The 26,776-nt window shown below is 61.5% G+C and carries 21 protein-coding genes, 7 pseudogenes, 1 riboswitch and 1 other annotated feature; of the genes and pseudogenes, 6 read left to right on the top strand and 22 right to left on the bottom strand.

Translation table 11 applies throughout. From position 1 onward, the window contains the following. Positions 1-49: 49 nt before the first annotated feature. The 8 genes and pseudogenes from NKI24_RS12880 to NKI24_RS12915 all read right to left on the bottom strand — a co-directional run. Positions 50-193 (bottom strand): annotated as a pseudogene (locus tag NKI24_RS12880) (ribosome small subunit-dependent GTPase A); the annotation flags it as partial. Beyond that, positions 189-950, bottom strand: a complete 762-nt coding sequence (locus NKI24_RS12885) for a hydroxymethylpyrimidine/phosphomethylpyrimidine kinase (RefSeq protein ID WP_352745824.1) — start codon at positions 948-950, stop codon at positions 189-191. The gene NKI24_RS12885 and the pseudogene NKI24_RS12880, both read right to left, overlap by 5 nt. Next, the gene (locus NKI24_RS12890; RefSeq protein ID WP_352745699.1) at positions 941-1,546 is read right to left on the bottom strand and encodes a thiamine phosphate synthase; all 606 of its coding nucleotides are present in this window, start codon (positions 1,544-1,546) and stop codon (positions 941-943) included. Before NKI24_RS12890 ends, NKI24_RS12885 begins: the two co-directional genes overlap by 10 nt. Then, complete coding sequence (locus tag NKI24_RS12895; RefSeq protein ID WP_352745701.1) at positions 1,543-2,316, bottom strand: thiazole synthase; 774 nt, start codon at positions 2,314-2,316, stop codon at positions 1,543-1,545. Before NKI24_RS12895 ends, NKI24_RS12890 begins: the two co-directional genes overlap by 4 nt. Positions 2,317-2,319: 3 nt before the next feature. Beyond that, complete coding sequence (gene thiS / locus NKI24_RS12900) at positions 2,320-2,517, bottom strand: sulfur carrier protein ThiS (RefSeq protein ID WP_031253541.1); 198 nt, start codon at positions 2,515-2,517, stop codon at positions 2,320-2,322. Beyond that, a complete protein-coding gene (gene thiO / locus NKI24_RS12905) occupies positions 2,486-3,487 on the bottom strand; it encodes a glycine oxidase ThiO (RefSeq protein WP_352452171.1) in 1,002 nt (333 codons plus the stop codon). Before thiO ends, thiS begins: the two co-directional genes overlap by 32 nt. Then, positions 3,484-5,319, bottom strand: a complete 1,836-nt coding sequence (gene thiC, locus NKI24_RS12910; RefSeq protein ID WP_352745705.1) for a phosphomethylpyrimidine synthase ThiC — start codon at positions 5,317-5,319, stop codon at positions 3,484-3,486. Before thiC ends, thiO begins: the two co-directional genes overlap by 4 nt. A 105-nt stretch (positions 5,320-5,424) precedes the next feature. After that, a riboswitch (TPP riboswitch) is annotated at positions 5,425-5,541 on the bottom strand. Between the two features lie 182 nt (positions 5,542-5,723). Continuing rightward, positions 5,724-7,268 (bottom strand): Fic family protein, encoded by a 1,545-nt coding sequence (locus NKI24_RS12915; RefSeq protein WP_352745707.1) that lies wholly within the window; start codon positions 7,266-7,268, stop codon positions 5,724-5,726. 1,147 nt (positions 7,269-8,415) lie between these two features. Between NKI24_RS12915 and NKI24_RS12920 the strand changes: the two genes are divergently transcribed. Further along, a complete protein-coding gene (locus NKI24_RS12920; RefSeq protein ID WP_352576660.1) occupies positions 8,416-8,871 on the top strand; it encodes a YybH family protein in 456 nt (151 codons plus the stop codon). Positions 8,872-9,828: 957 nt separating this feature from the next. Here NKI24_RS12920 and NKI24_RS12925 read toward each other — a convergent pair. The 4 genes and pseudogenes from NKI24_RS12925 to NKI24_RS12940 form a co-directional block, all read right to left on the bottom strand. Continuing rightward, positions 9,829-10,074 carry a DUF6074 family protein gene (locus tag NKI24_RS12925; protein WP_352745710.1) on the bottom strand — a complete coding sequence of 82 codons (246 nt, stop codon included), beginning with the start codon at positions 10,072-10,074 and terminating at the stop codon, positions 9,829-9,831. 716 nt (positions 10,075-10,790) lie between these two features. After that, positions 10,791-10,934 (bottom strand): annotated as a pseudogene (locus NKI24_RS12930) (transposase domain-containing protein); the annotation flags it as partial. Positions 10,935-11,048: 114 nt separating this feature from the next. Beyond that, positions 11,049-11,267, bottom strand: a pseudogene (locus tag NKI24_RS12935) (tyrosine-type recombinase/integrase); the annotation flags it as partial. A gap of 390 nt (positions 11,268-11,657) precedes the next feature. Then, a pseudogene (locus NKI24_RS12940) lies at positions 11,658-12,164 on the bottom strand (IS3 family transposase); the annotation flags it as partial. Next, positions 11,928-12,044: a sequence feature (AL1L pseudoknot), on the bottom strand. It overlaps the preceding pseudogene by 117 nt. Before the next feature lie 142 nt (positions 12,165-12,306). Here NKI24_RS12940 and NKI24_RS12945 point away from each other — a divergent pair. Next, a complete protein-coding gene (locus NKI24_RS12945) occupies positions 12,307-12,858 on the top strand; it encodes a hypothetical protein (protein ID WP_352745712.1) in 552 nt (183 codons plus the stop codon). A 383-nt stretch (positions 12,859-13,241) separates the two neighbouring features. On the opposite strand, the pseudogene NKI24_RS12950 reads toward NKI24_RS12945, so the two are convergent. Both NKI24_RS12950 and NKI24_RS12955 read right to left on the bottom strand, forming a co-directional pair. After that, positions 13,242-13,450 (bottom strand): annotated as a pseudogene (locus NKI24_RS12950) (IS66 family transposase); the annotation flags it as partial. A 198-nt stretch (positions 13,451-13,648) separates the two neighbouring features. Then, positions 13,649-13,975: a hypothetical protein gene (locus tag NKI24_RS12955; RefSeq protein WP_352452178.1), complete on the bottom strand. Its 327-nt coding sequence runs from the start codon at positions 13,973-13,975 to the stop codon at positions 13,649-13,651. A 497-nt stretch (positions 13,976-14,472) separates the two neighbouring features. Here NKI24_RS12955 and NKI24_RS12960 point away from each other — a divergent pair, with 497 nt between their 5' ends. Together NKI24_RS12960 and NKI24_RS12965 are read left to right on the top strand one after the other, a co-directional pair. Next, the gene (locus NKI24_RS12960) at positions 14,473-14,772 is read left to right on the top strand and encodes a DUF1236 domain-containing protein (RefSeq protein ID WP_352452179.1); all 300 of its coding nucleotides are present in this window, start codon (positions 14,473-14,475) and stop codon (positions 14,770-14,772) included. Positions 14,773-15,006: 234 nt separating this feature from the next. Continuing rightward, entirely contained in the window at positions 15,007-15,264 is a 258-nt protein-coding gene (locus NKI24_RS12965; RefSeq protein WP_352452180.1) for a hypothetical protein, read from the top strand. A gap of 77 nt (positions 15,265-15,341) precedes the next feature. Here the strand turns inward: NKI24_RS12965 and NKI24_RS35950 are convergent, their stop codons facing one another. Beyond that, entirely contained in the window at positions 15,342-15,575 is a 234-nt protein-coding gene (locus NKI24_RS35950; RefSeq protein ID WP_502901454.1) for a type II toxin-antitoxin system VapB family antitoxin, read from the bottom strand. Positions 15,576-16,061: 486 nt separating this feature from the next. On the opposite strand from NKI24_RS35950, the pseudogene traG reads away from it, so the two are divergent. Continuing rightward, positions 16,062-17,501, top strand: a pseudogene (traG, locus tag NKI24_RS12970) (IncP-type conjugal transfer protein TraG); the annotation flags it as partial. Then, a pseudogene (locus NKI24_RS12975) lies at positions 17,471-18,892 on the top strand (transketolase-like TK C-terminal-containing protein); the annotation flags it as partial. The pseudogenes traG and NKI24_RS12975, both read left to right, overlap by 31 nt. 104 nt (positions 18,893-18,996) lie before the next feature. Here the strand turns inward: NKI24_RS12975 and NKI24_RS12980 are convergent. The 7 genes from NKI24_RS12980 to NKI24_RS13010 are packed head-to-tail and all read right to left on the bottom strand — an operon-like array spanning position 18,997 to position 26,667. Continuing rightward, positions 18,997-19,749 carry an ATP-binding cassette domain-containing protein gene (locus tag NKI24_RS12980; protein WP_352745716.1) on the bottom strand — a complete coding sequence of 251 codons (753 nt, stop codon included), beginning with the start codon at positions 19,747-19,749 and terminating at the stop codon, positions 18,997-18,999. Between the two features lie 9 nt (positions 19,750-19,758). Beyond that, complete coding sequence (locus NKI24_RS12985) at positions 19,759-20,958, bottom strand: alanine racemase (RefSeq protein WP_352745718.1); 1,200 nt, start codon at positions 20,956-20,958, stop codon at positions 19,759-19,761. Between the two features lie 12 nt (positions 20,959-20,970). After that, on the bottom strand, positions 20,971-21,945 hold the full coding sequence (locus tag NKI24_RS12990; protein WP_352745719.1) for an ABC transporter permease: 975 nt from the start codon (positions 21,943-21,945) through the stop codon (positions 20,971-20,973). A gap of 35 nt (positions 21,946-21,980) precedes the next feature. Further along, on the bottom strand, positions 21,981-23,042 hold the full coding sequence (locus tag NKI24_RS12995) for a substrate-binding domain-containing protein (protein ID WP_352745722.1): 1,062 nt from the start codon (positions 23,040-23,042) through the stop codon (positions 21,981-21,983). Between the two features lie 60 nt (positions 23,043-23,102). Then, positions 23,103-24,164, bottom strand: a complete 1,062-nt coding sequence (locus tag NKI24_RS13000) for a substrate-binding domain-containing protein (RefSeq protein WP_352745725.1) — start codon at positions 24,162-24,164, stop codon at positions 23,103-23,105. Then, positions 24,158-25,456, bottom strand: coding sequence for a M20 family metallopeptidase (locus NKI24_RS13005; RefSeq protein WP_352745728.1), 1,299 nt, complete (start codon positions 25,454-25,456; stop codon positions 24,158-24,160). Before NKI24_RS13005 ends, NKI24_RS13000 begins: the two co-directional genes overlap by 7 nt. After that, positions 25,453-26,667 carry an ROK family transcriptional regulator gene (locus tag NKI24_RS13010; protein ID WP_352745731.1) on the bottom strand — a complete coding sequence of 405 codons (1,215 nt, stop codon included), beginning with the start codon at positions 26,665-26,667 and terminating at the stop codon, positions 25,453-25,455. The genes NKI24_RS13005 and NKI24_RS13010 overlap by 4 nt, the downstream gene beginning before the upstream one ends. Positions 26,668-26,776 lie beyond the last annotated feature (109 nt).

Below are 26,776 nucleotides of genomic sequence, written 5' to 3' on the forward strand. Positions count from 1 at the left end.
CTCGAAACAAGAGGACCAGCTCTCCTCCTTCATGAATGATCGCTGCGACCGCGGCCGAATTGCTTCCACGAGGTCCGGTTCGAACCGCCGTGTTGTTGCGATTTTCGTCTAAGAGTTTGCGCCAGCGAGCAAGACGCTCAGGATCCAGCATACTAGCGGCCAAAGCTGCTTGTACCGCATAGCCGGGTTCATTCTGCTCCATTCCTCTGAAACGTGGCGAAGACAAGCCGCTTGCTTTCGCGCACGCAGTCTTCAAGCGGCTTCGCCTTCGCCAGATGCGCCGCAATCGCGCTGGCCAGTATGCAACCTGTTCCGCGCATTGATGTGGCAAGGCGCGGTGTATCGACGTGGATGGGTTCATGATCGGAGCGTAATAAAATATCGGTCGATCGGAGTCCCGAGGCATGCCCACCCTTGATCAGCAGGGCCTGAGGGCCGGCGGCCAACAGTCTTTGTCCTTGTCGGAGCGCATCGTCCTCATCCACTGCCAGTTCGGAGCCAATAAGGTGCGCCAGTTCGGGAAGGTTGGGCGTGACAAGGCAGCAAAGCGGCATCAGATCGCGCTTCATGACAGCGATAGCGGCTGCCTCTAAGAGCGCCCGGCCTGAGGTGGAGGCCAGCACTGGATCGAGTACTGCCGGCACCTGTCGATTTTCGCGCAGTACGGCGGCAACCGCAACGACGATCTCGGCCGTTGCGAGCATGCCGATCTTGATTGCCGCCACCTTGTTGGCCTGCAGCGCGGCGCGCATCTGATCGGACACAAGATCGGGCTGCGAAGGATGGATTTTCATCACGGCTTCGTGCGTCTGCACCGTCAGCGCTGTGACAGCCAGGCAGGTGCGGACGCCAATGGAAGAGATCGTCTCGATATCGCGTGCAATTCCAGCCCCACCGCTGGAGTCAGATCCGCCGACCACGAGCACATGCGGTTCTCGCCTCAGCGCCATGGCTTTGTCTTTTCGATCCATTCTCGCGTGCGCGCTTCGGGATCGGCATTCAACGTGATGTCGGTGACCACCGCCGCGCTGTCCGCACCAGCCTTGAAGACACCGTCGAGCCGGTCAGGGGTGAGGCCGCCTATGGCGACTAGGGGAATGGGTACCACCCGATGCTTCCACTCGCTGATCCGCTTGAGCCCTTGCGGCGCCCATTTCATCTGCTTCAGGACGGTGGGATAGATGGGGCCGAGCGCGATATAGTCGGGCTCGGCAGCGATCGCCATTTCCAGTTCGGGATGATCGTGCGTGCTGAGCCCGAGCTTCAATCCGGCGTATCTAATCGCCAGCAGGTCGGCCGCAGCCAAATCCTCTTGGCCGAGATGGACGAAGTCGCAGCCTTCCTCAATGGCGAGCCGCCAATAGTCGTTGACGATCAGTTGGCAGCAGTGCTGGGCGCATAAACCCTTCGCCTTGCGGATCTCCGCGCGCAACCCGGCCTCATCCAAGGTCTTGATGCGCAACTGAACCAGCTTGACGCCAAGTGGCACCAGCCGTTCGATCCAGGCGGCGCTGTCGACGATCAGGTAGAAGGGATCGAGCTTCATGAGAAAACCGCCCTGCCGATCGTCGGCGTCGAGGGCACGGCGACCTCGCGCGGTTCGAGCATTCCCGAGCTGAAAGCTTCACGACCGGCCTCGACCGCCTTGCCGAACGCACGCGCCATGCCGACCGGATCGGCCGCCTTGGCAACTGCGGTGTTCAGGAGTACGGCGTCAAAGCCGAGCTCCATGACGGTTGCCGCGTGCGATGGCCGTCCGAGACCAGCATCCACGATCAGCGGGACATCAGGGAAATGTCCGCGCATCGAGCGCAGCGCCATGATGTTGACCGGCCCGAGGGCGGAACCGATCGGTGCGCACCAGGGCATCAAGACCTTGCAGCCCGCCGCAAGCAGCCGCTCGGCGACGACAAGGTCGTCGGTTGTATACGGGAACACCGCAAAACCGTCCTCGCACAGGATGCGGGCGGCTTCGAGCAGACCGAACACGTCCGGCTGCAGCGTGTCGTGATTGCCGATCACTTCGAGCTTGATCCAGGGCGTGCCGAAGACTTCGCGCGCCATTTGTGCGGTCGTGACCGCTTCCTTGACGGAGCGGCAGCCAGCAGTGTTGGGCAGGATTCTGACACTAAGCGAGCGGATCAACGACCAGAATTTTTCGCCAGCCCTGCCGCCTGCCATTTCACGGCGCAACGAGACGGTCACCACCGCCGTGCCCGAAGCCCTGACTGCATAGGCAAGGATGGCCGGCGAAGGATATTGAGCCGTGCCAAGAAGCAGGCGCGACGGAAGCTCGGCTCCATAAAGCTCGATCATGGCCTAGCCGCCCTGCATGGGCGAGAGGATTTCAATCCGGTCGCCGTCGTTCAACTGGAATTCCGCCCGGTTGGCTTTGTGCACGAGGTCATTGTTGACGGCCGTCGCCAGCCAATCGCCCTCATAGTCAAGCGCGGCAAGCAGCGCCTCCAGCGTTGTGGCGGCAACCTCATGCGCTTCGCCGTTGACCATCAGTTTCATGAGCAAGCTCCTTGGTTCTGTCTTGAGTGAAAACCAGATCGGCAGCCTGGCGCGCCATGGCGGGAGCCAGGAGAAAACCGTGACGATAGAGCCCGTTGATCGCGATGATTTCACCCTTGATTTCGACGCGCGGCAAATTGTCGGGAAAGGCTGGGCGGACGCCGACACCGGTTTCAACGATCTCGGCCTCGCCAAAGGCCGGGTGGAGGGCATAGGCGGTACCCAGCAGTTCCATCATCGAACGCGCCGTAACCGGTCCGACGGACTGGCTTTCAATCATCGTCGCACCAATCATGAAACGGTGGTCGGTGCGCGGCACTGCATAGAGTGGAAAGCGCGGATGCAGCAGCCTGACGGGGCGCGACAGCGAGATATCAGGGATACGCAGGGTGAGCATTTCGCCGCGAACGCCGCGCAGCCAGTCATTTTGCGCCGCCATTCCTGTACAGTCGATCTGACGATCGAAACCAAAAACATGCTGGGCGTCGGCGCCGAAGCGGAACTCGACCCCCGTGGCCGCGAGCTTATCATGAAGTGCTGCCATCGCCTGGCGCGGATCAAGATGGCCCTCAGCGGGGAAGAGCAATCCGCGGCGGAAGCGGCCGGCTAAGTCGGGCTCCAGCAAGGCAATTTCATCTTCCTCGACGCGCCGATAGCCCGTCGTGCGGCTGGCGAACCGGTCGAGCTCGCCCGCATCGCGCGGCGCGGCCACGACCAGCGTTCCGGCCCGCGTCACCTGGCCGGGCGTTGCGGCATCCCACCAGTCGGCGGCACCGCGCCCGAGATCCAGCACCGGCTGCTCGGCGCTTTCACGCTCGCACCATGGCGCCAGCATGCCGCCGGCGAACCACGACGCATTGCCCCCAAGGGCAGGCCTTATCTCGGCAACGGTAACCGCCGCGCCGCGTGCGGCGAACTCGAAGGCGGCGGTGAGGCCGGCGACGCCGGCCCCTTTGACCAAGACCCTCATGATCGCTCACGTGGCTGAGGTATGAGCGGTGCGTCGGTCTCGTCCGCCGGCACGTAGAGATCGCCGCCCTCGCGGTATTTCGCCGCCATCGCCGCCATGCCCTCTTTCTGTGCCTCGGCGCGGATGTCGTGAGAGATACGCATCGAGCAGAATTTCGGTCCGCACATCGAGCAGAAATGCGCCACCTTGTGCGCCTCCTTGGGCAAGGTCTGGTCGTGGAAGGACCGCGCGGTTTCCGGGTCGAGCGACAGATTGAACTGGTCCTCCCAGCGGAACTCGAAGCGCGCGCGGGAAAGCGCATCATCCCTGACTTTCGCTGCCGGATGGCCCTTCGCCAGGTCGGCGGCGTGGGCGGCTATCTTGTAGGTGATCACGCCGATCTTGACGTCGCTGCGATCGGGAAGGCCGAGATGCTCCTTGGGCGTGACGTAGCAGAGCATGGCGGTGCCGAACCAGCCGATCATCGCGGCGCCGATGCCTGAGGTGATGTGGTCGTAGCCCGGCGCGATGTCGGTCGTCAGCGGTCCAAGCGTATAGAACGGCGCCTCGCCGCAGACGGCGAGTTGCTTGTCCATGTTCGCCTTGATTTTGTGCATCGGCACGTGGCCAGGCCCCTCGATCATCACCTGGCAATCCTTCGCCCAGGCGATCTGCGTCAGCTCGCCGAGCGTTTCCAGCTCGGCGAACTGCGCCGCGTCGTTGGCATCGGCGATCGAGCCTGGACGAAGGCCGTCGCCGAGCGAGAAGGAGACGTCGTAGGCTCTGGCGATGTCGCAGATCTCGGCGAAGTGCTCGTAGAGGAAGCTTTCCCGGTGATGGTGCAGGCACCATTTGGCCATGATTGAGCCGCCGCGCGAGACGATACCCGTCACCCGGTCGACGGTCAGCGGGATGTAATGCAGCCGCACGCCGGCGTGGATGGTGAAATAGTCGACGCCTTGCTCGGCCTGTTCGATCAGCGTGTCGCGGTAGACCTCCCAGGTCAGATCCTCGGCAATGCCGCCGACCTTTTCGAGCGCCTGGTACAGCGGCACCGTGCCGATCGGCACCGGCGCGTTGCGGACGATCCAGTCGCGGATGTTGTGGATGTTGCGGCCGGTCGACAGGTCCATCACCGTATCGGCGCCCCAGCGGATCGCCCACACCATCTTTTCGACCTCTTCCGCCATCGACGATGTGACGGCGGAGTTACCGATATTGGCGTTGATCTTGACCAGGAAATTGCGGCCGATGATCATTGGCTCGCTCTCGGGATGGTTGATGTTGGCGGGAATGATCGCCCGTCCGCGCGCCACCTCGTCACGCACGAATTCGGGCGTGACGAAATCGGGCAGTGTCGCGCCGAAAGCCTCGCCGTCGCGCTCAAGCTTGCCGTGCAGGATCTCGCGACCAAGGTTCTCGCGGATGGCGACGAACTCCATTTCGGGTGTGATGATGCCTGCGCGCGCGTAGGCAAGCTGCGTCACCGCCTTGCCTGCTTTGGCCCTGAGCGGTCGGTGGCGGATGGGAAATTCCGGCGTCAGGCGTTCGCCCGTCGCGAATCCGTTGTCCTCCGGCCGGACATGGCGACCGTCACCGGCCTCGACATCGCCACGCGCCAAGATCCATTCGTGGCGAAGCCGGGCCAGGCCCTTTTCAATGCTGGTTTCGACAGTCGGGTCGGTATAGGGGCCGGACGGATCGTAGACGGTGACGGGCGGCTCGCCGGCTGTCGGATGGACGGAGATTTCGCGCATCGGCACCCTGAGCTGCGGGTGGATGGTACCGGATTTGTGGATTTTGCGTGAGGCAGGCAGCGGTCCCGTCGAGACGGCGGGGGTGAGGGCATTCATCTTGAGGCTCCTTTGCTCGTTGCATTGGAGACCCAGTTCTGTGCCGGAAGGATGAAAAGACGCTTTGGTCGACCTGCTCGAAACAGGACCTCGGGCGTGAACTCCCGCAAAGCGCTTGCACCGTCCCTACGCCAGTATGAACTGGATCAGGTTCAACGGGTCACTGCGCCGCGAAAGCCAGCAGTATCTCAGCCCCTTGCCGGGACTCCCCTGGTGAATGCGTGAGGTTGGACGGGACGGCTCCGGTTTGTCAAGCGCGTTCTGGCCGCGGCTGATCGGCGGCCGGTCAGACCGTGCGGAAAAAATCGTGCATGTCTCGGCGACAAGTCAAGCGTCGGAGATGAAGGCAGGGACAAGGGAATCGCAAACCGTCGGACTAAAAATCGATCCTGATGATCACACCTTCAATGGGCACCAAAGGTTTGCGCGTAGATCGCCTCGATTCTTCCTGCCTCGTCACTGGTCAGCGCGGCGAATTCCTTTTCGCGCGCGCGATTCGATAGATGTCCATCATTCTGGTGAAGAAAACGGAAGAGCAGATCGGTCAACCGCTCGGGCATGTCGATAAAGGCGTCCACCTGCTGCCGGAACTGATCGTAGCGCTGCAGAAATGCGGTTTCCTCGGGAAGGTCCCGTTCGATCGTCCGCTGAACGCAGGCATAGAGGAATTCGGCGTGCGGGGTTGCATCGAAGAACCGGTAGAAATCACCGGTGTCATTCAGCACCCGGACGTTGAATTGCGGCGTCGGTTCCCATTCCACCAACGGCAGAAGGCGCTGCGAATAGCTCTCGAGCACGCCCCTGTACTCGTTGATCTGGTCCAGGATCGCGGCCGAGACGGGAAAGACCACTCCCGGCGGATTGAAGCCGCGCATGGCAAGGACGTGGTGGATTAGGTAGCGGTGAATGCGGCCGTTTCCGTCCTCGAATGGGTGAATGTAGACAAAGCCGAAGGCGAGGATTGCGGCGGCTACGACTGCATCAAGCTTTTGCGCGGGGCCCTGATCGAACGCTGCCATTCCATCGATTAGCCGCGGCAGGTCCTCGGGCCGAGCGCCGATGTGATCGGGCAAGGGCGTGCCGTTGTCTCGGTCATGCTCGCCGACGAAACCTCCTTCTTTTCGGAAGCCAAGTCTTACGAAACGGGCGTCGCCAAGTACAATTCTTTGCAGACGCAGCAGCTCATCGCGATCGATCGGCCAGCGGCCGGCTTCGCCGATGGCGCGGCCCCAGCGCTGGATGCGATCTTGCGGCGGGTGCTCGCCCTCGATCGCATAGCTTGATCGCGAGTCTTTGAGCAAAAGAAAGGCGGCGGTCCGAGCAAGGAGGTCGCGCGGCACGTCCGCTACGATTGCCTCCGCGCGCCGCGGTAGTTCAAGGCCGATGAATTTTTCCAGAATCTTGGTGCGGAACACCAGAGGGCAGAACTCACGCGTGCCGGGGAGATTGTCCCTTACGCGGTAGCGCGAAGCGGTCTTGTCGGGTCCGGGCCACTGCAGCTCGGGATCGACAACCGGAATGTATCGTCCGGCCGCCGCGTCCGGCAGATCGATACGCGCGCCCCTCAGCCATTCATATAAAAACCAGATGCGGCGGGCATAACTGCCGGTCGGGCTTTCACGGACCAGCGCCTCGATCGGCGCGGGACCGGTCACTTGGAACAGCCGCTTGAGGACGGCAAGGTCCAGTCCCTCGTACTTGAGCGCAAAGGTCAGGTGGCCCTCGAGGGTAGGATTTGGGGCGTGGCGGGGGGTCATGATCCGCCAGCCATCCCGTTCGGTAATGCGATGATGCTCGCCAGTGGCGAACAACCTACGGGGCAAGGGCACGGCGAGCCTGTAGGCTCCGATCAGGGCGCTGTACCCGGCCGGGGTCGCCGTTTCAGGAAGGCGGAGTTCCTGAAAAACGGTAACAGGACCTGAAAATTGGTGCTGTTGCACCGCAGGCATGAAAAGCGAATCCTTCCATCGAATTTTGGTTTAGCCGGCCAAATCCTATGAAAAATGATCCTATTCCATGAAAATTGATGCTACAAGACAAATTTTCCGAAAACCGATTCTAAGACGGTGCTGAAGTCGATCAAGCAAGAACTCCGCCACCGGCTCAAGGAAGCGACTTCAGACAAAAAGGTGAGTCCAGGAACCGCCATTCGCCCGTCTCTTAGTCACGAGGCCGGCACGGATGGCCCGCCTTACGTCGAGCCGGATTGCTCGAGGAGCAGCGCGCCGTTCGGGGCTCACTCATAGAGCGCTCCGGCGCGCGATCCCGATTTGATAGCCGCGATCACGCTCGCGACTGATCTTGGTGACGTGGCGGCGTCGGAGTAGAAAAGTGATGCAGGGTCTCGGTGGCGTCGTGTGTGTGTGTGTGACCTGAAGTGAGTTCTCTGCGGTATGGGGCGGCACGCAGCGCGCGCGTCTTGTCGGCAAACAGATCGACGAAGCGGCACCGAAGGGAAGTTCCTGGCATTCATTCTCGCCATCGCTGCCCCAATTTGCCGACCGGACTGCCGATCGATCTCGCCCAATACTTTGCGCGCGCAAGGGCCGAAGCTGAACTGGGCGGCACCTGCTCATTCGGGAGCTAACTCATGCTTGGCGCGCTAGCCCGAGAGAGCTGTGCCTGATCGAATGCGTGAAATCGTAGCTCGGGGTGGAGAGGCTGACGCGGTCATCTGTCACCCGCCTTCGGGCTGTAACGGAAAGCGCGACATCGTCTCCAATGCTCGTTCCCCACGTCGAGGGGCCCAGCGGCTTGGCTGCGGGGGGACTGTCAGCTAGTGGCCGCCGGGCCTTGACGACCAGCGAGCGTAAGAGGAGGCCCTGTGCTGGCTGACGAAAACTTGCGAGCAAAGCCACGGAAAAGCATCATTCGAACGAACTCTTTCGTCGAGACGAGGAGGGCAGTGAGGCGGTAGCCGCCGCTTTGAAGCTCTCCGGCAGCTGCTACGCTGGTCGTTCAGAGGGTCGCAGCTGCGCTTGCGCCGTCATATCAGATAAGTCTAATATGATCCGCGCCTGGCCATCGAACGCCGCGGCGCCCTCGGGTCGGCGCTATTCATCGGGTGGGCATGTCGGGCACGCAAGGGAGGACGAAATGAGACTGGTTCAGTCATTTGCATTTGCTGCTGTGCTGCTTCTTTCGTCTGCATTGTCTGCGGCCGCCCACTCGGCTCGTGAGGACATCGAAGCGGCGTTGGTAAAATTCATGGACGCCTTCAACAGCGGAAACGCAGCAGCGGTAGGTCAAATGTATACCGACGATGCCGCCCTGCTGCCACCCGACGGCAAACGCGTCGATGACCGCAAGGGCGTGGAAGAATTCTGGCAGGGCGCAATCAAGGCCGGGATGAAGAATCTCACCCTGAAGGCGCTGGAAGTGGAAGGGAGCGGGAATCTCGCCTACGAAGTTGGCGCATTTACGCTCGGTGTGCCGAGCAAAGGCGGCGCCCTCTCCACCGTCGCGGGCAAGTATCTCGTCGTCTGGAAAAAGGGCGACGACGGGACATGGCGCCTACATCGGGACATCTGGAACTTAGGTGCGGCCGAATAGGGATAGATATCCAGGCCCTCATCGACTGTCTTGCGAAGGGTAGGGCGGCTGTATTGACCGGGATCTGGTGCTCTATTGCCAGCGCTGTCGAGTGGTGGCAGGACGATGGGACCGGCTAACCGCGCGGTATAGCTTCGGTCTGGCGCGCTTTCCAATGGATTTGCCGCCAATTTGGCGGATCGCTGATCAGTCGCGGTGATTGCGACCACGTCACCAATTCCAATTCCCCGCTTCATGAAACGAGTCTGGAGCGTGCTTAAGCAAGGGATTGCTAATGTGCGAGACAGCACGCTTCGCTCTAGCGGGTATGGCCCAGCGGCTTGGTTGAGGGGGGACTAGCAGCTAGAGGCCGCTGGGCCTTGACCAGCAGCATGCTTAAGAGGAGGCGCTGGCTGGCTGGCCAAAAACTTGCGCTCAAGGCAACGCAAAAGCATCATTCGAACGGACACTGCCCGCCAGAAGCTTATTCGAGCCAATACCACCATGGAATGCAAGCCCAGCAACCGGATTCAGCAAACATCGCATCAGGACCTGCGCTTGCCTGTCCATGGCCGCGCCAGTCCTTCGGCATTCAGCATTGCGACGCGGAGCAGCCAGCCGACCCATTATAGACCGCGACGGACGGTGATTAGGGCCAGCGCGGCGATAGGCAGCGAGCGTAACCATTGGCGTAAGTGGAGTGTTTCACGATCTCAATTGGTTGGCTCCGCCAGGTTTCCAGCTGGCTGCCACCGGGCACGTGCCAGCTGGAGTAAACAATGAAATATTCGAAACTGGCTTTTTGGGCGGGAGCCGCGCTAGCTGCCTGCCTTTTGCCGAAACCGGCTTGGCCGAGCCAGTTCGGCTGCGCATATTGCAATGAGGGGTGAGAAACCTGGCATTCGACGGGAGCAGTGCAGTAACATGTGCGAAGCCTAGTCGAGTCTGCAAGCGGCAATCATTCGTCGTGAGTCGACGCTAGAGTGTGCGTTTCGCAGCACTCCGGCTGGCTATCTCGCGTAAGACGGCATGAAGAAGCGTTCCAATTTCCTGTTCGGCGCGCCCGGGTGCAATTCCTGATTCGGACAACTGAACGAGAATTGTCTTGGCGGTGCTGCGCCAGAACGCATTCGCCTCCTCGCCGTTCTTGGATTCCAGCACGCGGGCAACTCCCTCGACCAACTTCCGCCGCCGATACAGCGGAAACGCCCTTATGCTTGACACCGATCACCTCACCCATTCAGTCTCGCGATTAAGCATTGGCGGGTTAGAAAATCTGGTTAACGGCGTTCTTTTTGGTAGTAGTAAGAGTTCTGTGCGGGCGCTGAACGGTGCCGCGATTAGCCAATGAGCGCGATGGCTTGGGCGCAAACTGTCGGGCAGGAATGGGTAAGAGCGGACATTGGCCGATCTCCGCTCTTCAGGGCCGGAAAAATCTCGACAATGCTCCCAATCGATTCCAGAGCCGGTGTCATTGGCTGGCGTTCCGGAATAGCCGATGTCGTCACGATAGGATTTGATCGTCGCTGCTGCGCGAACGGAGCAAGCCGGCACGCTCCGGCATCGTCAGCCGATCGACTTCATTGCCCCGCGCAGCAGTATAACCGCTGTTCCTTGGGCTCCCAAGCAGGATGTAGCTCCCCCTTTTGTTGACGCGATGTAGGTGGCCGATCATGATAACCAAGGGCGCAAAGAGCGACCCTCATGCTGGTGGGAGAATAAAAATGCAGCCACTTGTCTGCATACTGCTAACGGATTGCACTAGCGAGCCCATCTCCTGGGATGCCTCAAGGAGCAATCATGACGCCTCGATCACGCTCGTGCAGATACTCTTTGGATGGACATCGACGTCCGACCATTTCCTGAAGGCGATCGAGGAGCGAGTTCAGGGGGGTCTTGAACTAGCCGAATGAACTGGCGAGGCCGCGTATCACCCGAATTCAGATCACGGCCTTGAGATTGGGTGCGGTGACGTAGGCCCATGGCAGGAGATCGTCGATTCGGCTGTTGGCATAGCCGTTGACGATCCTAGTGAGGACGTCGGCGAGATAGCCGAGCGGCTCGATGCCGTTAAGTTTGCGTGTTTATGGCGACCGTCGAACTATGCCGAGTGCCTCTTTCACCATGGCGGTCAGAGCGTGCTTCTCCCGCCGTTTTGGCCGCAGGCCAGTCGTTGACACTCGGCATAATTCTCATGCTCAAAGGGCGTTCAGGAATTCCAGAAGCCGGTCGTTTGGTCGAAATCGCTCGGCTTTGGCGCGTTCGTACGGCTTCAGCTTGGCGAGTGCGGATTCCTTCAGCTCAAGATGTGCGTGAAGATAGATCAGCGTCGTTTCCATCGTCTCATGGCCCAGCCACAGGGCAATGACCGAGCAATCGACACCGGCCTGCAGCAATTCCACGGCGGCGGTGTGCCGCTTATGTCTTGGTCGACATAGACGGCACACCTGCGCCATGCACACGCTGCAGGCGACCCGGGATGTCCGCAAAGTCTCGCTCTGGCTCGGTCACGCCAGCCTCCAAAGCACTGAAATCTACCTGCGGGCCGAGCCGACTGCTTGCCGCGATGGCGCCCCCGTCGCTCAAGTCGGGTCGCTTCCGCACTCCCGCCAGGCTGCTGGCAGTGCTGAAGTCCGTCAGCCGATCGGCAGATTATGTCGAGTGATCGCTGCTCAAATACCGCAGGCGGCAAGCAATTGCCGCTGCGGGCTCCGCATAATCAGACGCTCAACGTAATTCCGGAAGTCGATTGGCCTCGTCGCCACGATGACCTTGACCGCACCAGTCGGCCCGATCACGACGTCACCGGGCGCGGCCTTGTCGCTGATCGTGGTTCTGAACGGCCTGCCGCGGATGGCGCCGTTCAGCCCGGTCTCCCGCATCAATCGTTCAATGGTGCAGCGGGCCACATCGAAGCCTTCGCGCTTCAATTGCCGCCACACCTTGCGCACGCCATAGACGGCGAAGTTCTCTGCAAACACTCTTGTGATCTCCGGCTTCAGAGCCAAATCCCGTTTCGCCCGCAATGACAGGCGGGAAGGATCGTGGTGCTGTGCCGCACGCGCGTGATAGGTGGACGGGGCAATCGGCAGAACCCTGCAGATTGGCTCGATCCCGTAGTCGCCACGATGATCATCAATGAAGGCGATCATTTTTTGAACGGGCGGTCGAGCTCCCCCTTGGCAAAATAAGCGGATGCTTTCCGCAGGATCTCATTGGCCTGCCGAAGCTCCCGGTTCTCCCGCTCCAGAGCCTTCATCCGCGCCGTCATTTCGGTGGGGAACCCCTGCACGTTGGCCGCTGTCCACCTCCATCCGCTTCAGCCAGCCAGTGCGGCTGGCGTGAGATAACGAGCCGCCACGTTTCACTCAGAACCCCGGCCCCGGCCGGGTTTTCATTTGCCCGGGTGATGCTAGGCTTGATAGTCTCTCTTCCGCATTTGCTTCGGGGGATGCCATGCGCACGATCGTTTTGCTGTGCAGTGCCGTGCTTTTCTCGCTCGCCCACATCCCGGCCCGCGCCGAGGAACCTTCGGTCGAACGCGGCCTCTACGTCTCGATTACCGGCGGCTGCCACGACTGTCACACCATGGGTTATCGGGAAAGCGGCGGGAAGATCGACCCGGAGAAGGCGCTCAAGGGCAGCAACATCGGTTTCCAGGGTCCATGGGGGACGAGCTATCCGGCCAACCTGCGGCTCATGGTGGCAGACGACGGCGAAGATGAGTTCGTGCGCATTGCCCGCTTTTTCGACGCAGTGCCGCCAATGCCCTGGTACAATCTCCGCAAGATGGACGAAACCGACGTGCGCTCGCTCTACCGCTATCTCCGGTCGCTTGGCCCCGCCGGAGCGGCAGCACCGCAGCTGGTTGCGCCCGGCGAAAAGGTGATGACGCCCTTCATCGTGCTGGAGCCGCCGCAGATGCCGCCGCCCTGCAGTCGCGATCTCGATTGCGGCATAGGTGAAATCTGCGGCACAGCGGAACCGCGGATGTGCGTTAAGCGGTAGGCCTCAGAACAGCCGTCTGGCTCCGGTCGAGTTTTTTATTTGTCGCCATGGTGATATGTTGCCCGCATGGCGAAGTTTCGCAGGTTCTGGAGGCCAGGGGAAGGGGGAGAGGCAAAGATAGCCCCGGTCATAATTGCTCCCATCATGACCGAAATTGCTGCGGCAATGGACGTCCAATTTGCCCACACGGCGCCGGCTTTTAGTGTTTGACCGTGCCTTCAACTCTGCTGTCATACACGGATATCGCCACTCTCACGCTGCTGACGACGCCATGCTTGGACCAATGGGCACCTTCCGGTTGCGTTTCGAACGCTTCGGCGCCCCATGTTTTGAGGCACAGCGCTGCCATGGAGCTGCTGCAGGCGGGCGTCGATTGTTCGGTCCCGCTCGACGGTGTTACTGTCAATCTCGATGCGACCGTCGTCGAGGAAGCGCGAGAGGCCTTCCCCAGCGGGTGAGAGTGTAGCGGATCGTCTCGGCGAGCTTTGTCTTGTGGCTGATCAGGCCGAGCTTCTCCCGCAGCCAAGGTTCGAGATCGGCGACAATAGCGCGGCTCCTTTCCTGGCGACGCACGGCGTTCGTCTGCCGACCTCGTCACTCCAAACCTGGTCGAAAACGCGTTGGCGAAGCTCTGGATCGGACGGGTATAAACCGGCCTGTTGAAAGGGATTTTTGGAACCCCCATGCTTCAGAAAGGCCGTCACTGGTGATCAAAATTAGCGCCCGTCGGGATGAACGAGTGAACGGTGTGTAAAAGGAGGACATTTGCAATGATTGTCCGCCCCACCGGCTACGAAAATTGTCCCCAACTGGCGGTTGGTAGACGCCAAGCAGCCGCGCACGTATCGTTTGTTACGATCGGGCCGCACCGGGCACAGCCCACCCCAGCGCCCACGCCCGTGCTCGGCGCAACGCTCGATCGACCCGTCGTGCTGTAGAGTGCGGCGGGTTTTTCAATGCCGATCGCGCAGCTCTTCACTGCCTTGGTGAGGGTCAGACGGTCGTTGCCGTTCTCTTTGATCAGCTTGCTGACCTGGCTCGGCCACACGCCATTTTCCCGCGCGAAATGTTCCACCTCATAAAGCGCATCGACCGACAGGCGGCCTCGGTCGAACAAGTGAACAAGTCTCGACTGCTTTTGTTCTCGTCCATTTCCGTTCCTACTCACTCGACATCCGACGCAGCTGGGAAATGAGGATCCGTCCGCCAATCGAGGAATGGCGGGCGGATCCTATCAGCGCAGGAAGGGACTTTTCTGCGCAGATACAAATTCGGGGCTGTTGGAGCGTCATTTCTGGCTAGCGAGCATCAGCTAGCAACCATTCCTATCACCAAGAAGGTGATGGAGACGGCGAAAACCGGTGCAAGCAGCCAGCGAGCTTGGTGGACACTGTTCTCCATAGGCTCCTCCGTTGAGCGACGCCAACGAGTACGAACAGACACAGTTCCGCGTGGCTGCATGTGCGGGGCTATTGCGCGCTGCAGCGAAGACTTTGGTCCCACGCACGGCTAGACCGAAGGCTCAGTGAGGAACGTCTGCACAAGCTTCATGTTTGGGGGAGCTTTGGCGCAAAGTTTCGCGTCCAGTGCAAGAGAGCTCACAAGGAGATAGCTATGAGAATGCGTTTTTCCATCGCAGCCGCGGGATTTCTGCTGCTGGCTGGTGTCGGTGCTGCCGCCGCTCAGGACGTGGTGATCAACCCGGAACAGGAGACGGTGATTAAGGAATATGTGAAAAAGCAGCCACTCGCTTCGGTGAAAATTCCTGGAGTGGAGCTCAATATCGGCTCAACCCTGCCCGACACAGTCGAGCTTCATGAGGTCCCGAACGTCAAATACCGCTACGTCGTCGTCGACAACCGGACCGTTGTCGTTGATCCAGGCACACGCAAGATCGTCAAAGTCATCCAGTGACCTGAACGATTTGGGGAGGAGAAGCCCGCCGTTACCAAGTTAGGCGGCGCGGGGACGAAGCGTGTTTGATAGGCTGTCGGGCGGCAATCGATCTATAGATCTGCCAGCACCAGGCCTTGGGCAACGCTTGATCAACCCGCCGTGCTGATGGGCACGGCGGGTTTTTCCAGATGAAGGCGGGTTAGAACAGGTTGTTAATTTATGATAGCTTTGCCGCGGGAGGCGATCAAAATCATGGACAAAAGGGTCGAGGGAGACTCGGAGGAACTGGCGCGGGGCGAATTCGAGCTCAGAGCCGAACGGTATGGCGTGAACGCCTTCATTCTCGTTGTCGAACTTTTAAACCTGCTGGAAAAGCGCGGAACCATCAGCAGCGACGACGTCGCGAAAATGGCCGATGCCGCAGCACTGGCTGTTGCCGCATCCAGTCAACCTGACATGAGCAGCATTAATCTCTTGCAGGCCATCGCTGCCGCGCGCCAGTCCAAATAACGGCTGTCGAGAGCGTTTTTCAACTATTCCAAGTCCATGTCCAAACGGGGTTGCGAGGAGGTCCTATCGATTGCGCACTAAGCGTCCTTGCTGGCCGCGCCCCCAATGATCTCGTCGGCGCTGCGAGCATTGAGCACGGGCAGGGCGGCCCAGCGCCGGCGGCTGGCAGCTAGGTCTTCCAGCATTGCCGGCTTGCGAGCGTCGGATCCGAATCGACGTAGGCGCTCCTCCAGCGCGCGCTGCGAAGCGGAGCTAAACCCAACGCACGGATTCGTTCCCGATAACGTCGCGCTTTGGCGCGGTTGCGGCAGTCTCCATTGAGAACCAGCGACGGTCCTGCAGCCGGCTTTCGTCGACAAATAGCCACCGCAGCCGCGATCATCTTGCAATTTGCGGATCTTATGCGCGGCCGCACGTGATCAGGTCGTCGGCAGACAGTGCGATCGGGCACAAGAGATCGAGCGGCTCTGGGCCGGACGTTCCATGTGCCAGGTGTCGGACCCCTTTCCCATTCGAGGCGCAAGTGGGATAGTTGTGCAGATCTGCGATTTAGTTGATCTCCTTCACGACCACCAGAATGAGAACAGTCACGATTGTTCCATGGTGGCGCAATGGCAACGACCCGACTCTGATCTCTCTGCCCAAGTGAAATACTTTCCAAAGAAGTCTCGCACCGAATTCTGCAAGTCTTTCTATCTCACAGTACGTCCTGCCGCTTTTGACAACTCCTTCCGCTTGCATATCTCGACACTCGGTCTTTCTTCGTTGTTCGGGTCATCAGATCGGAGACACGACAAGTGCCGGCAACCAAGATTTTGTGGGGACAGGTCCTCACCACCCTTGGGTTCGTCCTCGTGACAACATGGGCAGCGACACAATGGACGGCATGGCGGCTCGGCTTTCAGAGCCAACTCGGTCCGTCCTGGTTCGAACTGGCGGGACAGCCCATTTATCCCCCGCCGGCATTTTTCTGGTGGTGGTTTTTCTATGACGCCTACGCGCCGAAGGTCTTTGTTGAGGGCGCGGCGATTGCGGCAAGCGGCAGCCTGATGGCGATCGCCACCGCGATCGGGATGTCGGTATGGCGCGCGCGCGAGGCAAAGGACTCCGCGACCTATGGCTCGGCACGCTGGGCGACGCGAGACGAAATCAGAGCCGCAGGCATAGTCGGTCCTGATGGCGTGGTGCTCGGCAAGCTCGACCACGACTATCTACGGCATGACGGTCCCGAACACGTGCTGTGTTTTGCGCCGACCCGAAGCGGCAAGGGTGTTGGCTTGGTCGTGCCGTCGCTGCTGACTTGGCCGGGTTCGGCAATTGTCCACGACATCAAAGGCGAAAACTGGGAACTGACGGCCGGATGGCGCGCACATTTCGGCCGGGTGCTTCTGTTCGATCCGACCAATGCCGCATCCGCGGCCTATAACCCTCTGCTGGAGGTGCGACGAGGCGAGCGGGAAGTTCGAGATGTGCAGAACGTGGCAGATGTCCTGGTCGACCCGGAAGGCACATTGGAACGCCGCAACCACTGGGAGAAGACCAGCCATGCGCTGCTGGTCGGCGCCATACTGCATGTGCTCTACGCGGAGAAGGACAAGACCCTTGCCGGCGTGGCAAACTTCCTCTCCGATCCACAGAGCCCAATCGAGACGACGTTGCGCGCCATGATGCTGACCCGGCATTTGGGCGATGCCGGCCCGCACCCGGTCGTGGCGTCGGCTGCCCGAGAACTGCTCAACAAATCCGAAAACGAGCGCTCCGGCGTGCTCTCGACGGCCATGAGTTTTCTGGGCCTCTACCGCGATCCGGTTGTGGCCAAGGTAACGTCATGTTGCCACTGGCGGATCGCCGACCTTGTCGAGGAGAGACGGCCGACGACCCTCTATCTGGTCGTGCCGCCATCGGACATCAGTCGCACAAAGCCTCTCATCCGCCTCGTGCTTAACCAGATCGGCCGCCGACTGACGGAAGATCTCCATGCGAAGGATCATCGACAGCGTCTGTTGATGATGCTCGACGAGTTCCCGGCGCTCGGCCGGCTCGATTTCTTCGAAAGCGCGCTGGCCTTCATGGCCGGCTATGGCATCAAGTCGTTCCTGATCGCACAATCGCTCAATCAGATCGAGAAGGCCTACGGACCGAACAATTCCATCCTCGACAATTGTCACGTACGGGTGAGCTTCGCCACCAATGACGAGCGGACAGCCTGCCGCTCGCCGGCCACAAGGACAACCACGCCGGCCTGATGACCAGGGATCAGATGGCGGTCCTTCGTGCCTCGATGTCGGTCGGCGACGGGCGGGAGTGGGATGCCTTCGAGGGATTGGCTGTCGGGGATCTGGAGCTGCAACGGTTCCTCGACGCCGTTCCGTTCGCGGCAAAGGGCCAGCGGCGCCGGCACGCCCAGCGCATCGTGGTCCCTGGTCGTCTCGTCGCGGAAGCCAAAGGCAGCGTCTCCACGCAGGTCGGCTTCGGCAGAATTCTGGACGAGATTGCGCGCGCTGGCGGGCCGCTCGCCGACGCGATCGTCACGGCATCGCCCGATGTCACGGTTTCGACCAATCTCGGCCCCTGGGTCAACCGGCGCGGCCTGTTCGCCCGTCAGTCACTCACCGACACTTTCCGCAGCGAACGCATCGCCTCGGCGCAGAAATGGGAATTCGGCACCTCCGGCCAGCACATCGAACTGGGCATCGCCGAGAACAATCTGTTCATCCTGCTGTCGGCACTTGGGCTGTCGCATTCGATTTTCGGCAAACGGCTGCTGCCGATCGGCACGCTCTACGATCCGTTCATCCAGCGCGGTCTCGATGCGCTCAATTACGCCTGCTATCAGGATGCGCGCTTCCTGCTGGTCGCCACGCCATCCGGGGTCACATTGGCGCCGGAAGGTGGGGCGCATCAGTCGATCGCCACACCGTTGATCGGCATAGCGCAAGACGGGCTTGCGGCTTACGAGCCGGCCTTCGTCGACGAGTTGGGCGTCATCATGCGCTTTGCGCTGGATTATATGCAGCGCGACGGCGACGCCGTGCAGTCGGAGCGCACCTGGCTGCGCGACGAGACGGGCGGTTCGGTCTATCTGCGGCTCTCGACGCGCCCGGTCGAGCAGATAACGCGTGGCGTGACGCCCCTACTCGAGCAGGACATCATCGACGGGGGCTACTGGCTGCGGCCTCCGGGTCCGAATGCCGAAGTGATTGTTGCCTATACCGGCGCGGTTGCGCCGGAGGCCATCGAGGCTATCGGCATGATGGCGGAGGACCGTCGCGATGTTGGTCTCCTGGCGGTGACCTCGGCCGATCGCTTGAACGCAGGCTGGACAGCGGCAAGTCGCGCGCGCGAACGCGGCCTCGTTCACGCCAGGAGTCATATCGAAAGGCTGTTTGCCGATCTCCCTGCGCATTGCGCGATCGTCACCGTCACCGACGGCCATCCGGCGGTACTCGGCTGGCTGGGTTCGGTGTACGGCCATCGCACGCGCAGTCTCGGCGTCGAGCATTTTGGCCAGTCAGGGACGATCGGCGACCTTTACCGCCATTTCGGCATCGACGCCAATTCCATAGCGACAGCGGCCGAGCGGATTGCCGGTGGCCGCCCCATCCGGTATCTGCGCGCGCTGGATTGATGCTGGCGGCATTCTGTGGCCGAGGCCTGATCGTGGATCCGAAGTCATGCCACTCGCTGCTCGGGTAACGCAATATCTGAACGGCGCGCCTCTGTCGGACCGGGCTAGTGCTGAAGCCCGGTGATCATGGCGACGATCTCGTTCTTGTCGGTCTCGCTGGTCTTGCGCACGCCGATCTGTTTGCCACGTCGCAGAACACAGATCCGATCTGAGAGCCTGAACACCTGGTCGAGGCTGTGGCTGATGATCAGCACGCCGATATTGCGCTGCTTCAGCGACAGAACAATCGTCTCGACCTTGGCGGTCTCGGCAACGCCGAGCGCGGCGGTTGGCTCGTCGAGCAGGATCAGCTTGCTTGCCCAGTGCGTGGCGCGTGCGATCGCCACGCCCTGGCGCTGGCCGCCCGAAAGATCGCGGATGGTGGCGTGAGCCGATGGGATGCGAACGTCGAGATCCTTCACCAGCTTTTCGGTGTCGTCGATCATCCGGCGTCGGTCGAGCAGGCCGAAGCGGTTCACCGGCTCGCGGCCAAGAAACATGTTCATGTAGACGGTCTGCTGATCGGCGAGCGCCAGGTCCTGATAGACCACCTCAATGCCGTGCGCGCGCGCCATGGTGGCGCTCGACATTGCCACCGCCTGCCCCTCGATGATGATCGTCCCGGATGTCGGAGCATGCACCCCCGTCACGATCTTGACCAGCGTCGACTTGCCGGCACCGTTATCGCCGACCAACGCCACTATCTCGCCGGGATAGAGCTCGAGCGAGAAATTTTCGATGGCGGTGAGGCCGCCGAAATTCTTGCGGATGTCGCGCAGCTGCAAAACAGGGGGCATGCCGGTCGTGGTCGCGTTCATCACTTGCTCCTAGACAGGCCAGGCAGCGGTTTCGCCAAAACCGTTTTCGATCGTTTCGACTTGGGGCGCCCCCTTTGAGACACCGGAGATGCCGACCACGTAGGCGCGGGTCACGAACGCCTGGCCGCGAAAGCCGAACACCGCCGTGTCGCCGGGGCGTGGAGCATTGGCGCCGCTAGCGTCAATCATTGCGTAATAGTCGATTGCCGCAGGCGGCGGCACCTCGACGCTTCTGAGCGCGGCGGCGGCCGTGGTGGGTTCTGCGGACACGATTGCCTTCACCTCATAGTCCGGAAAGATCGGATCGATATAGAAGCCGCCACCCAGGCAGTAGGCTTTGCCGCCAGACAAATGCGAGACCTCGGTCAAATACAGAACGGCAGGGAGCTCCGGCAGATCTTCCATGACGTGCAGCGCGGTGGTGCCGGCCAAGCCATTGCCCGGTTCACATTGCGTGGCGCCGGCTTCGGCCAGCGCGCCAAGCAGGACACTCGACGTTGTGCCGGGCGCGTTCACCTCTATGTCGCTGCGGCCGGACTTGGCGAGCGCTTCGGCAGCTCTGCCCAGTGTCGCCAGATTGTGTGTCGGCAGGACCGGTCGCGTGGTCTGGTCGAACAACAGCGCCGGGAAGGTGGTGATGCCAGCGAACCGTGCGCCGTCGAGACCATCCAGTTTTTCGGCGACCGCGGCGATATCGGCCGCCTCAAAACCACCTTCGTGGCCGCGGTAGAAAACGTCACCATCGGCGCGGATGCGGGCAAGCAGGTTTTGCGTGTACCCGGCGAGCCTTGCGCCGGCAGCGGCTTCTTCAGCCTTGGTGTCGTTGAAGACGGTCCAATAGTCCGGCCTGAACGTTTTGGCCGCCGCATTGGCCTCGTGCCTTGCGATCTGCTGCAGGTGGCCAAGATGACCGAGCCTCAGGCCTGCTCTGTGCGTTGCCCGCGCGCAGGCCATGTCGACGGCAACGGCCTGATCGATGCCGCCACGCCTGAGCGCATGGCAGAACGAACTGGCGCGGCCGACCTGCTTGGTCATGGCGAAAATCTTCAGGCCGAACCGGTCGGCCTCGCGCTTCAGGACCCGGGCATTGCTTTCGACGGCATCGAGGTCGAGCACATAGGAATTAGCCGGCAGCTTTCCTTCCTGGTGCAGGCGCATGGCGCTTTCTATAAAGCTCGGATTGCGGCGCCGCAGAACATCGAGGAACATGACAAAACTCCTTCAACGGGACTTTTCGCGCAGCGATACGGCGACGGCCGCAAGAATGATCAAGCCACGCACGATCATCTGGTCGGAGACGGACAGGCCCATCAGGATGAGGCCGTTGTTCAGCATGCCCATCATCAGCGAGCCGACCAGCGCACCGACAATCGATCCCTTGCCGCCGTTGAGCAGGGTTCCGCCGACAATGACGGCCGCTATCACCGTCATAAGGTCGGTTTCGCCGAGCGTATATTTCGCAGCCTGCAGCCGGCCGGCATAGAGCAGCCCGGCAAGGCCGGCGAGCCCGCCGCTTATGGTCAGAACGGCAAGCCTTATCTGCGCCACGCTGATGCCGGAAACACTGGCGGCACGGCTGTTGTCGCCGGTGGCCAGCACATGGGCGCCGAAGCGCGTCTCGCGAAAGATGAGATGCGCGATCGCAACGGCAATTGCCGTCCACCAGATCAAGGACGGGACACCCAGCAAAGAACCCGAGCCGAAGAAACCGGTGAAGGCGTCGTTGGTGACCGGGATCGACCGCAAATCGGTCATCGAGCGAGATACGCCGGCAAACAGCCCGAGCGTCGCCAGCGTTACCAGGAATGAAGGCAACTTGACGTAAGCCACGAGGGCGCCGTTGAGCAGGCCGATCAGAAGGCCAGCGCCGAGGCCGGCCAGCACCCCAGCCAACAAGCCGTAGGCGTTTATCGCCACCGCGGCTGCAAGGGCTGCCACGGCAACGATCGAACCTATCGAAAGATCAATCTCGCCCGCCGACATGACAAAGACAAGGCCGATCGCCATGATCGTCACGGGTGCCGTCTGCAGCACGACGTTCGACAGGTTGCGGACCGTCAGAAAACCGCTGTCCTTCAGTACGATCGCGAAGAACAGAAAGATCGCCAGAAATCCGAGATAGACGACATATTGCTGCAGGTTGAAGCGGCTGACCAAGCTTGCTGCCCGGCCGGGGCTGGTGTTGATACTCGACATTCTCACTTCCTCCGGCGGGCCGCCATTGTCTGCCGCTATTTCATGACGGCCGCGATGGTCGCGGGCACGTCCTTGTTGAGGGACCGCTTCCACCCGTCCTTGACAGTGTCCTTGGTGACGGCGAGGGAATCGACCACGATGAACGGCGCGGCTTTCTTGCCGATCAACGAGGCGGCCGTGGCGCGCGCCAGCGTCACGCCGATGTCGTAGGCTTCGTCTGCGATGAGTGCCGCAACGTTGCCGCCTTTCACCATGTCCAGTGCCGCCGGTTCGTTCAGGTCGAGCGTGACGATCTTGGTGTGGCTGTTGCCGGCCGCCCGCAATGTGGACAGCACGCTAAGCGCCGGCTCAGCCCAGGTAACGTAGATACCGTCGAGGTCCGGGTGCTGTGTGATCATCGCCTGCGCGATTTCCTCGCTGCGCGCGGGGTCGGCCATTCCGGCCTCGGCCACGATCTTCATGTCGGGATAGTCCTGCTCGATCGTGTGCTTGAATGCTCCGTCACGCTGGTTGGTGACGTAGAAATCGGCATCGTGAAAGATGTAGCCGACCTTGCCCTGCTTGCCGAGCGCGTCGGCCATTGCGATCCCGGCCTTGTTGCCCATCTGGAAAAGGTCGTCCGAAACGATGGTCACATAGTCCTTGTCGTGAACGTAGCCTGCCGGGGAATTGTCGACGAATCCCAATTTCACGCCGGCCTGGCGCGCAGGATCATATACGGTGGCCGCACTTGCGGGATCGACCGGTAGGGACAGTATAATAGAGGGCCTTTTGGCGAGTACTGTCTCGACGTCGGATTTCTGACGGGCCGCATCAAAGCCGGCGTCGGTCTGAGCGACGACCGTGATGCCGAGCCGCTTCAACTCGTCCTGGGCGCCGCTGTTCACCGCGTTGGTGTATTCGCTCATCTCATGCCAGACCAGCGCGGCGGTGTATTTGCCGTCCTTGATCTGCTGCTCCTCAGCTGGTGTGAGCACGACGCTCTTTGCCGGCGTCGGCTTTTCCCCGTTCGGTCCCGTGGTGGTGCCCTCGGCTGCGAAGGCGTTGGCGGCGACGAGTGCTACCAGTGCCGACAACATTCCAATTGCTATGCGCATGTCAGTTCCCCTTGTTTTTATGATGTCGGCGGCCCTGATTGGCCGCCGGGCATTGCCCTGTCATTTGGCCGCGTCGAGCACCGATTGCGGCGCGTCGCGGTTCAACGAATCCTTCCAGCCCTGCGCAACGTTCTGCTTGGTCACGGTAAGCGCCGGGGCAACGACGAAGGCCGGGGTCTCCTGGCCGAGCAGCGCCTTGACGCCGACAGCGGCCATGGCGCGACCGAGCTCATAGGCCTTGTCGGCCACCAGTGCGGTCACATTGCCGCCCTTGACCATATCGAGCGCCACCGGTTCGGCGAGGTCGAGCGTGACAATCTTGGTCTTGGTGTTTCCGCTTGCCCGCAAGGCCGACAGCACGCCGTCGGCCGGTTCGGCCCAGGTGACGTAGATGCCGTCAAGATCGGGATGCTGCACGAGCATCGCGCTGGCCAGCTCTTCTGCTCGCGCCGGATCCGAGATACCCTGCTCGGCGACGATCTTGATACCGGGATAATCCTTCTCGATCGTTGTCTTGAAAGCCTGGTCGCGCTGGTTCGTCACATAGTAACTGGCGTCGTGGAAGATGTAGCCGACCTTGCCCTTGCCATCGAGCGCCTTGGCCAGTGCATCGGCCGCCTGCTTGCCCATCTGGAACAGGTCGTCAGTGACGATGGCGGCATAGTCGGCTCCGTGCTTGTAGCCTTTCGGCAGATTCGAAAGGAATACCAGCTTGGTGCCGTCGGTGAGCGCCTGACGGAACGCCTCGGCCGAAGTGACCGGATCAAGGGGCAGTGACAGGATGACGTTTGGCTTCGCCGCGAGCGCAGTTTCGATGTCGCTGCGCTGGCGCGCGGCGTCAAAGCCCGCGTCGGTGGTGGCGACGATTTGAATGCCGGCACGGGCAAATTCATCCTTGGCACCGGACGTGACCGCATTGGTGAAGTCGGAGGAGGTGTGCCACAGCAGCGCGGCCTTGTAGCCCTTCTCCTTTACTGCGGCCAGGTCCGCGTCCGACAATCTAACCTCGGCGCTGGGTGTCGCCGTCTCGCCGCTCGGTCCCACTGTCTGTGCGCCGGCTCCGCCGGCCAACAGCATAAGGCTGCCTGCAAGTGCTGTAGCAACAAGTCTGTCTATCAGCATGGTCTTTCTCCCATTTTCGCTCTCAGTTGTCCTTCATCCGTAACGCCGCAATACTCCACCATGAACCGGGCGAAGCCTACGACGCCGGCCAGATATTCCTCGACATCGACGTGTTCGTCGAAGGTGTGGCAGTTGCGAATGTCGCCTGGCGCGCAGTACACGGCGGGGATGCCGAGCCGGTTGGTGAAAAACGATGACTCTGACCAGAATGGCGCGCCTTCGATGGCGCCGCGACCAGCCATCGATCGGGCCATGGCGGCAGCAAGAGCGCCGACCTCCGGCCTGTCAGGTGCAATCTCGGCGGCGTTACCCCCGAGCGGATGATCGCGGCCGGCCGGATAGGCGAACGCCAACATGATTTCGGGATCGGCGATGGCGCCGCGCACCACTGCCTCGATTTCGGCGGCGGCCTCGTCCAGCGACTCGCCGGGTAACAGCTTGCGGATCAGCGACAACGTGCAGCGTTCGGGCACCGCGATGTAGCCGCCGCCCGCAAGGCCGGTGATCAGCAGGAAGCCACGCCCAATCAGCGGGTGCTCGGCTCTTGTTGCAACATCTTCCGAATGCTTCCACAGCGCGCTCATGACGGCGTGGCTTGCACGCAAGGCATCCTTGCCGAGTTCGGGTACGCCGAAATAGGCTGATCGTCCGGTGATGGTGATGTCGGTAATGAAGAAGCCAATTTGGGCCGGATAAACCGAAAGGCGGGTAGGCTCCACATAGACGACGAAATCGGGCGCCACGACTTCGCCTCTCTCGATGCGGCCGACGAAGTCCTTGATGCCGGCGGAGACGCCGGTTCCAGGCTGGCCGCTCTCCTCGTCGCCGACGAAGGCAAACGCAACGTCGCCGGCCAGTTGGATGTCGGCTGTGTCGAGCAGAGAGAGTGCCGACAGCGCGGAGCAGATGCCGGCCTTGAGGTCGCCGGCGCCGCGGCCCCAGATCTGCCCGTCGATCATTGGCGCGGCAAACGGATCCTGCTTGGCGGTGCCAGCCCAGTGCTCGCGCCAGCCCTCGACATGGACCGTATCGGTGTGGCCGATGAAGAGCAGCCGCTTGCCGGCGCCGGCACCTTTGCGCTCACCCCAGACGTTGGGCCGGCCGGGCGCGAATTCCGCACGCCGAATTTCGCTCAAGCCAAGCACGCGCATCCGGTCTTCAAGGAAGGCGACAAAGTTTTCTTCGTGACCGGTTATGCTTTCGCGGCCGATTGCCGCCTGCAGAAGCTCAACCGCTGCGTCGCAATCGAGGGCCGCGCGCAAGCGAGTGGTGATGTCCTTTGAGACAGTCATAGCGTGGCCTCGCGCAGCACGGCCGAACTGGCTGGGGGAAGCGAAATGCGTCCGTCGGGCGCGTCGACGCCGAACAGTGTGTTGTGCAACTGGCCGAGCCCGATCGCGGCAGCGCCGATGAGCGCTGCCCGCGACCCGAGTTCGCTCGCCTCAACGGCGATAGGGTAGGGGAAGCAGCGCGGCAGCAGGTCCCTAACGCGCAACAGGATTTCCGGCCGCAGCCCGATCGAGCCGCCCAGGACGACCTTTTGCGGATTGGCAATTGCCGCTATGGCCACAATGCCTTGTGCGAGGTAGCGCGCGGTTTCGTCGAGTACCGTCTCGGCATGCCTGTCTCCAGCCGATGCACAGTGGAAAATCGTCGGCACGTTGACGATGTTGCCCGTCAGCGTTGCGTAGCGTTCAACCATGGCGTTGGTTGCGACCACGCGCTCGAAAGCGCCGGCGCGCAACGATGTCGGCGCGAAAGGATCGGCGCCAATCGGCAAAAAGCCCATCTCGCCGGCTGCATTGCTGGCGCCCCGCACCAGATTGCCTCCAACCATGAGGCCGCTGCCGATACCAGTACCCAGCGCTATGAAGGCGAGATTGTCGATACCGCGGCCGCACCCCTGCCAGTTCTCGCCGAGCACCGCCAGATTGACATCGTTCTCGATCATCACATGAAACCCGAATGCCTGCTCGAAAGCGCGGACGACATTCATCGTGCCAAAGCCGGCAACATTCGGGGCAAGCAGGACGCGGCCCGTCTTCTTGTCGGGTGCACCGGGAACACCAATCACCGCCAGCCTTATCTTTGTGCGCGAGATTCGGTGCCTCTCGGCCGCCTGAAGCGCTAGATCCACGATCTGGTCGACGATGAACTGTCCGCCCCGAGGATCGGTCGGCGCCGTTTCCTCCGCGAATATCTGGCAGGCAAGATCGGTGAGGGCGACCCGGACTTTGGCGCCGCCGAGGTCGACGGCCGCGATGTAGGCCGCGTCAAATACGAGTTCGTAAGTGACAGCCGTGCGTCCGACATGTCCGCTCGTGCGCCCTGTCTCCTGCACCCAGCCTTCCTGCTCGAGTGCCCTGACGATCTCGGAGATTGTCTGCTTGGACAAGCCGGTCTGCTTTGCGATCGAAGCGCGCGAGATCGGCCCACCTTGCACGATCGCCTCCATGACGGAGCGCTGGGAGAACTGACGAGAAATGCGCGGCAGGTCGTTCAACAGCAGCTCCGATTAATTCGTTCTGTGACCGAACTTAATAGTCATTTTCGACGGCCGTCAACTGGCCGCTCAGGCTCTTCACCGGCGGGCCGCCGACCCATATGCGAGG

The organism is Mesorhizobium sp. M0701 (assembly GCF_040320365.1).
Lineage (GTDB): Bacteria > Pseudomonadota > Alphaproteobacteria > Rhizobiales > Rhizobiaceae > Mesorhizobium.

Bases quoted from the DNA above. Each gene is read 5' to 3' on its own strand.
- NKI24_RS12965 (WP_352452180.1), top strand. From the start codon at position 15,007: ATGGACAAAAGGGTCGAGGGAGACTCGGAGGAACTGGCGCGGGGCGAA.
- thiO (WP_352452171.1), bottom strand. From the start codon at position 3,487: ATGAGGGTCTTGGTCAAAGGGGCCGGCGTCGCCGGCCTCACCGCCGCC.
- NKI24_RS13005 (WP_352745728.1), bottom strand. From the start codon at position 25,456: ATGACTGTCTCAAAGGACATCACCACTCGCTTGCGCGCGGCCCTCGAT.
- NKI24_RS13000 (WP_352745725.1), bottom strand. From the start codon at position 24,164: ATGCTGATAGACAGACTTGTTGCTACAGCACTTGCAGGCAGCCTTATG.
- thiS (WP_031253541.1), bottom strand. From the start codon at position 2,517: ATGAAACTGATGGTCAACGGCGAAGCGCATGAGGTTGCCGCCACAACG.
- NKI24_RS12915 (WP_352745707.1), bottom strand. From the start codon at position 7,268: ATGCCTGCGGTGCAACAGCACCAATTTTCAGGTCCTGTTACCGTTTTT.
- NKI24_RS12995 (WP_352745722.1), bottom strand. From the start codon at position 23,042: ATGCGCATAGCAATTGGAATGTTGTCGGCACTGGTAGCACTCGTCGCC.
- NKI24_RS12920 (WP_352576660.1), top strand. From the start codon at position 8,416: ATGAGACTGGTTCAGTCATTTGCATTTGCTGCTGTGCTGCTTCTTTCG.
- thiC (WP_352745705.1), bottom strand. From the start codon at position 5,319: ATGAATGCCCTCACCCCCGCCGTCTCGACGGGACCGCTGCCTGCCTCA.
- NKI24_RS12890 (WP_352745699.1), bottom strand. From the start codon at position 1,546: ATGAAGCTCGATCCCTTCTACCTGATCGTCGACAGCGCCGCCTGGATC.
- NKI24_RS12945 (WP_352745712.1), top strand. From the start codon at position 12,307: ATGCGCACGATCGTTTTGCTGTGCAGTGCCGTGCTTTTCTCGCTCGCC.
- NKI24_RS12960 (WP_352452179.1), top strand. From the start codon at position 14,473: ATGAGAATGCGTTTTTCCATCGCAGCCGCGGGATTTCTGCTGCTGGCT.
- NKI24_RS12885 (WP_352745824.1), bottom strand. From the start codon at position 950: ATGGCGCTGAGGCGAGAACCGCATGTGCTCGTGGTCGGCGGATCTGAC.
- NKI24_RS12990 (WP_352745719.1), bottom strand. From the start codon at position 21,945: ATGTCGAGTATCAACACCAGCCCCGGCCGGGCAGCAAGCTTGGTCAGC.
- NKI24_RS12895 (WP_352745701.1), bottom strand. From the start codon at position 2,316: ATGATCGAGCTTTATGGAGCCGAGCTTCCGTCGCGCCTGCTTCTTGGC.
- NKI24_RS12985 (WP_352745718.1), bottom strand. From the start codon at position 20,958: ATGTTCCTCGATGTTCTGCGGCGCCGCAATCCGAGCTTTATAGAAAGC.
- NKI24_RS12980 (WP_352745716.1), bottom strand. From the start codon at position 19,749: ATGAACGCGACCACGACCGGCATGCCCCCTGTTTTGCAGCTGCGCGAC.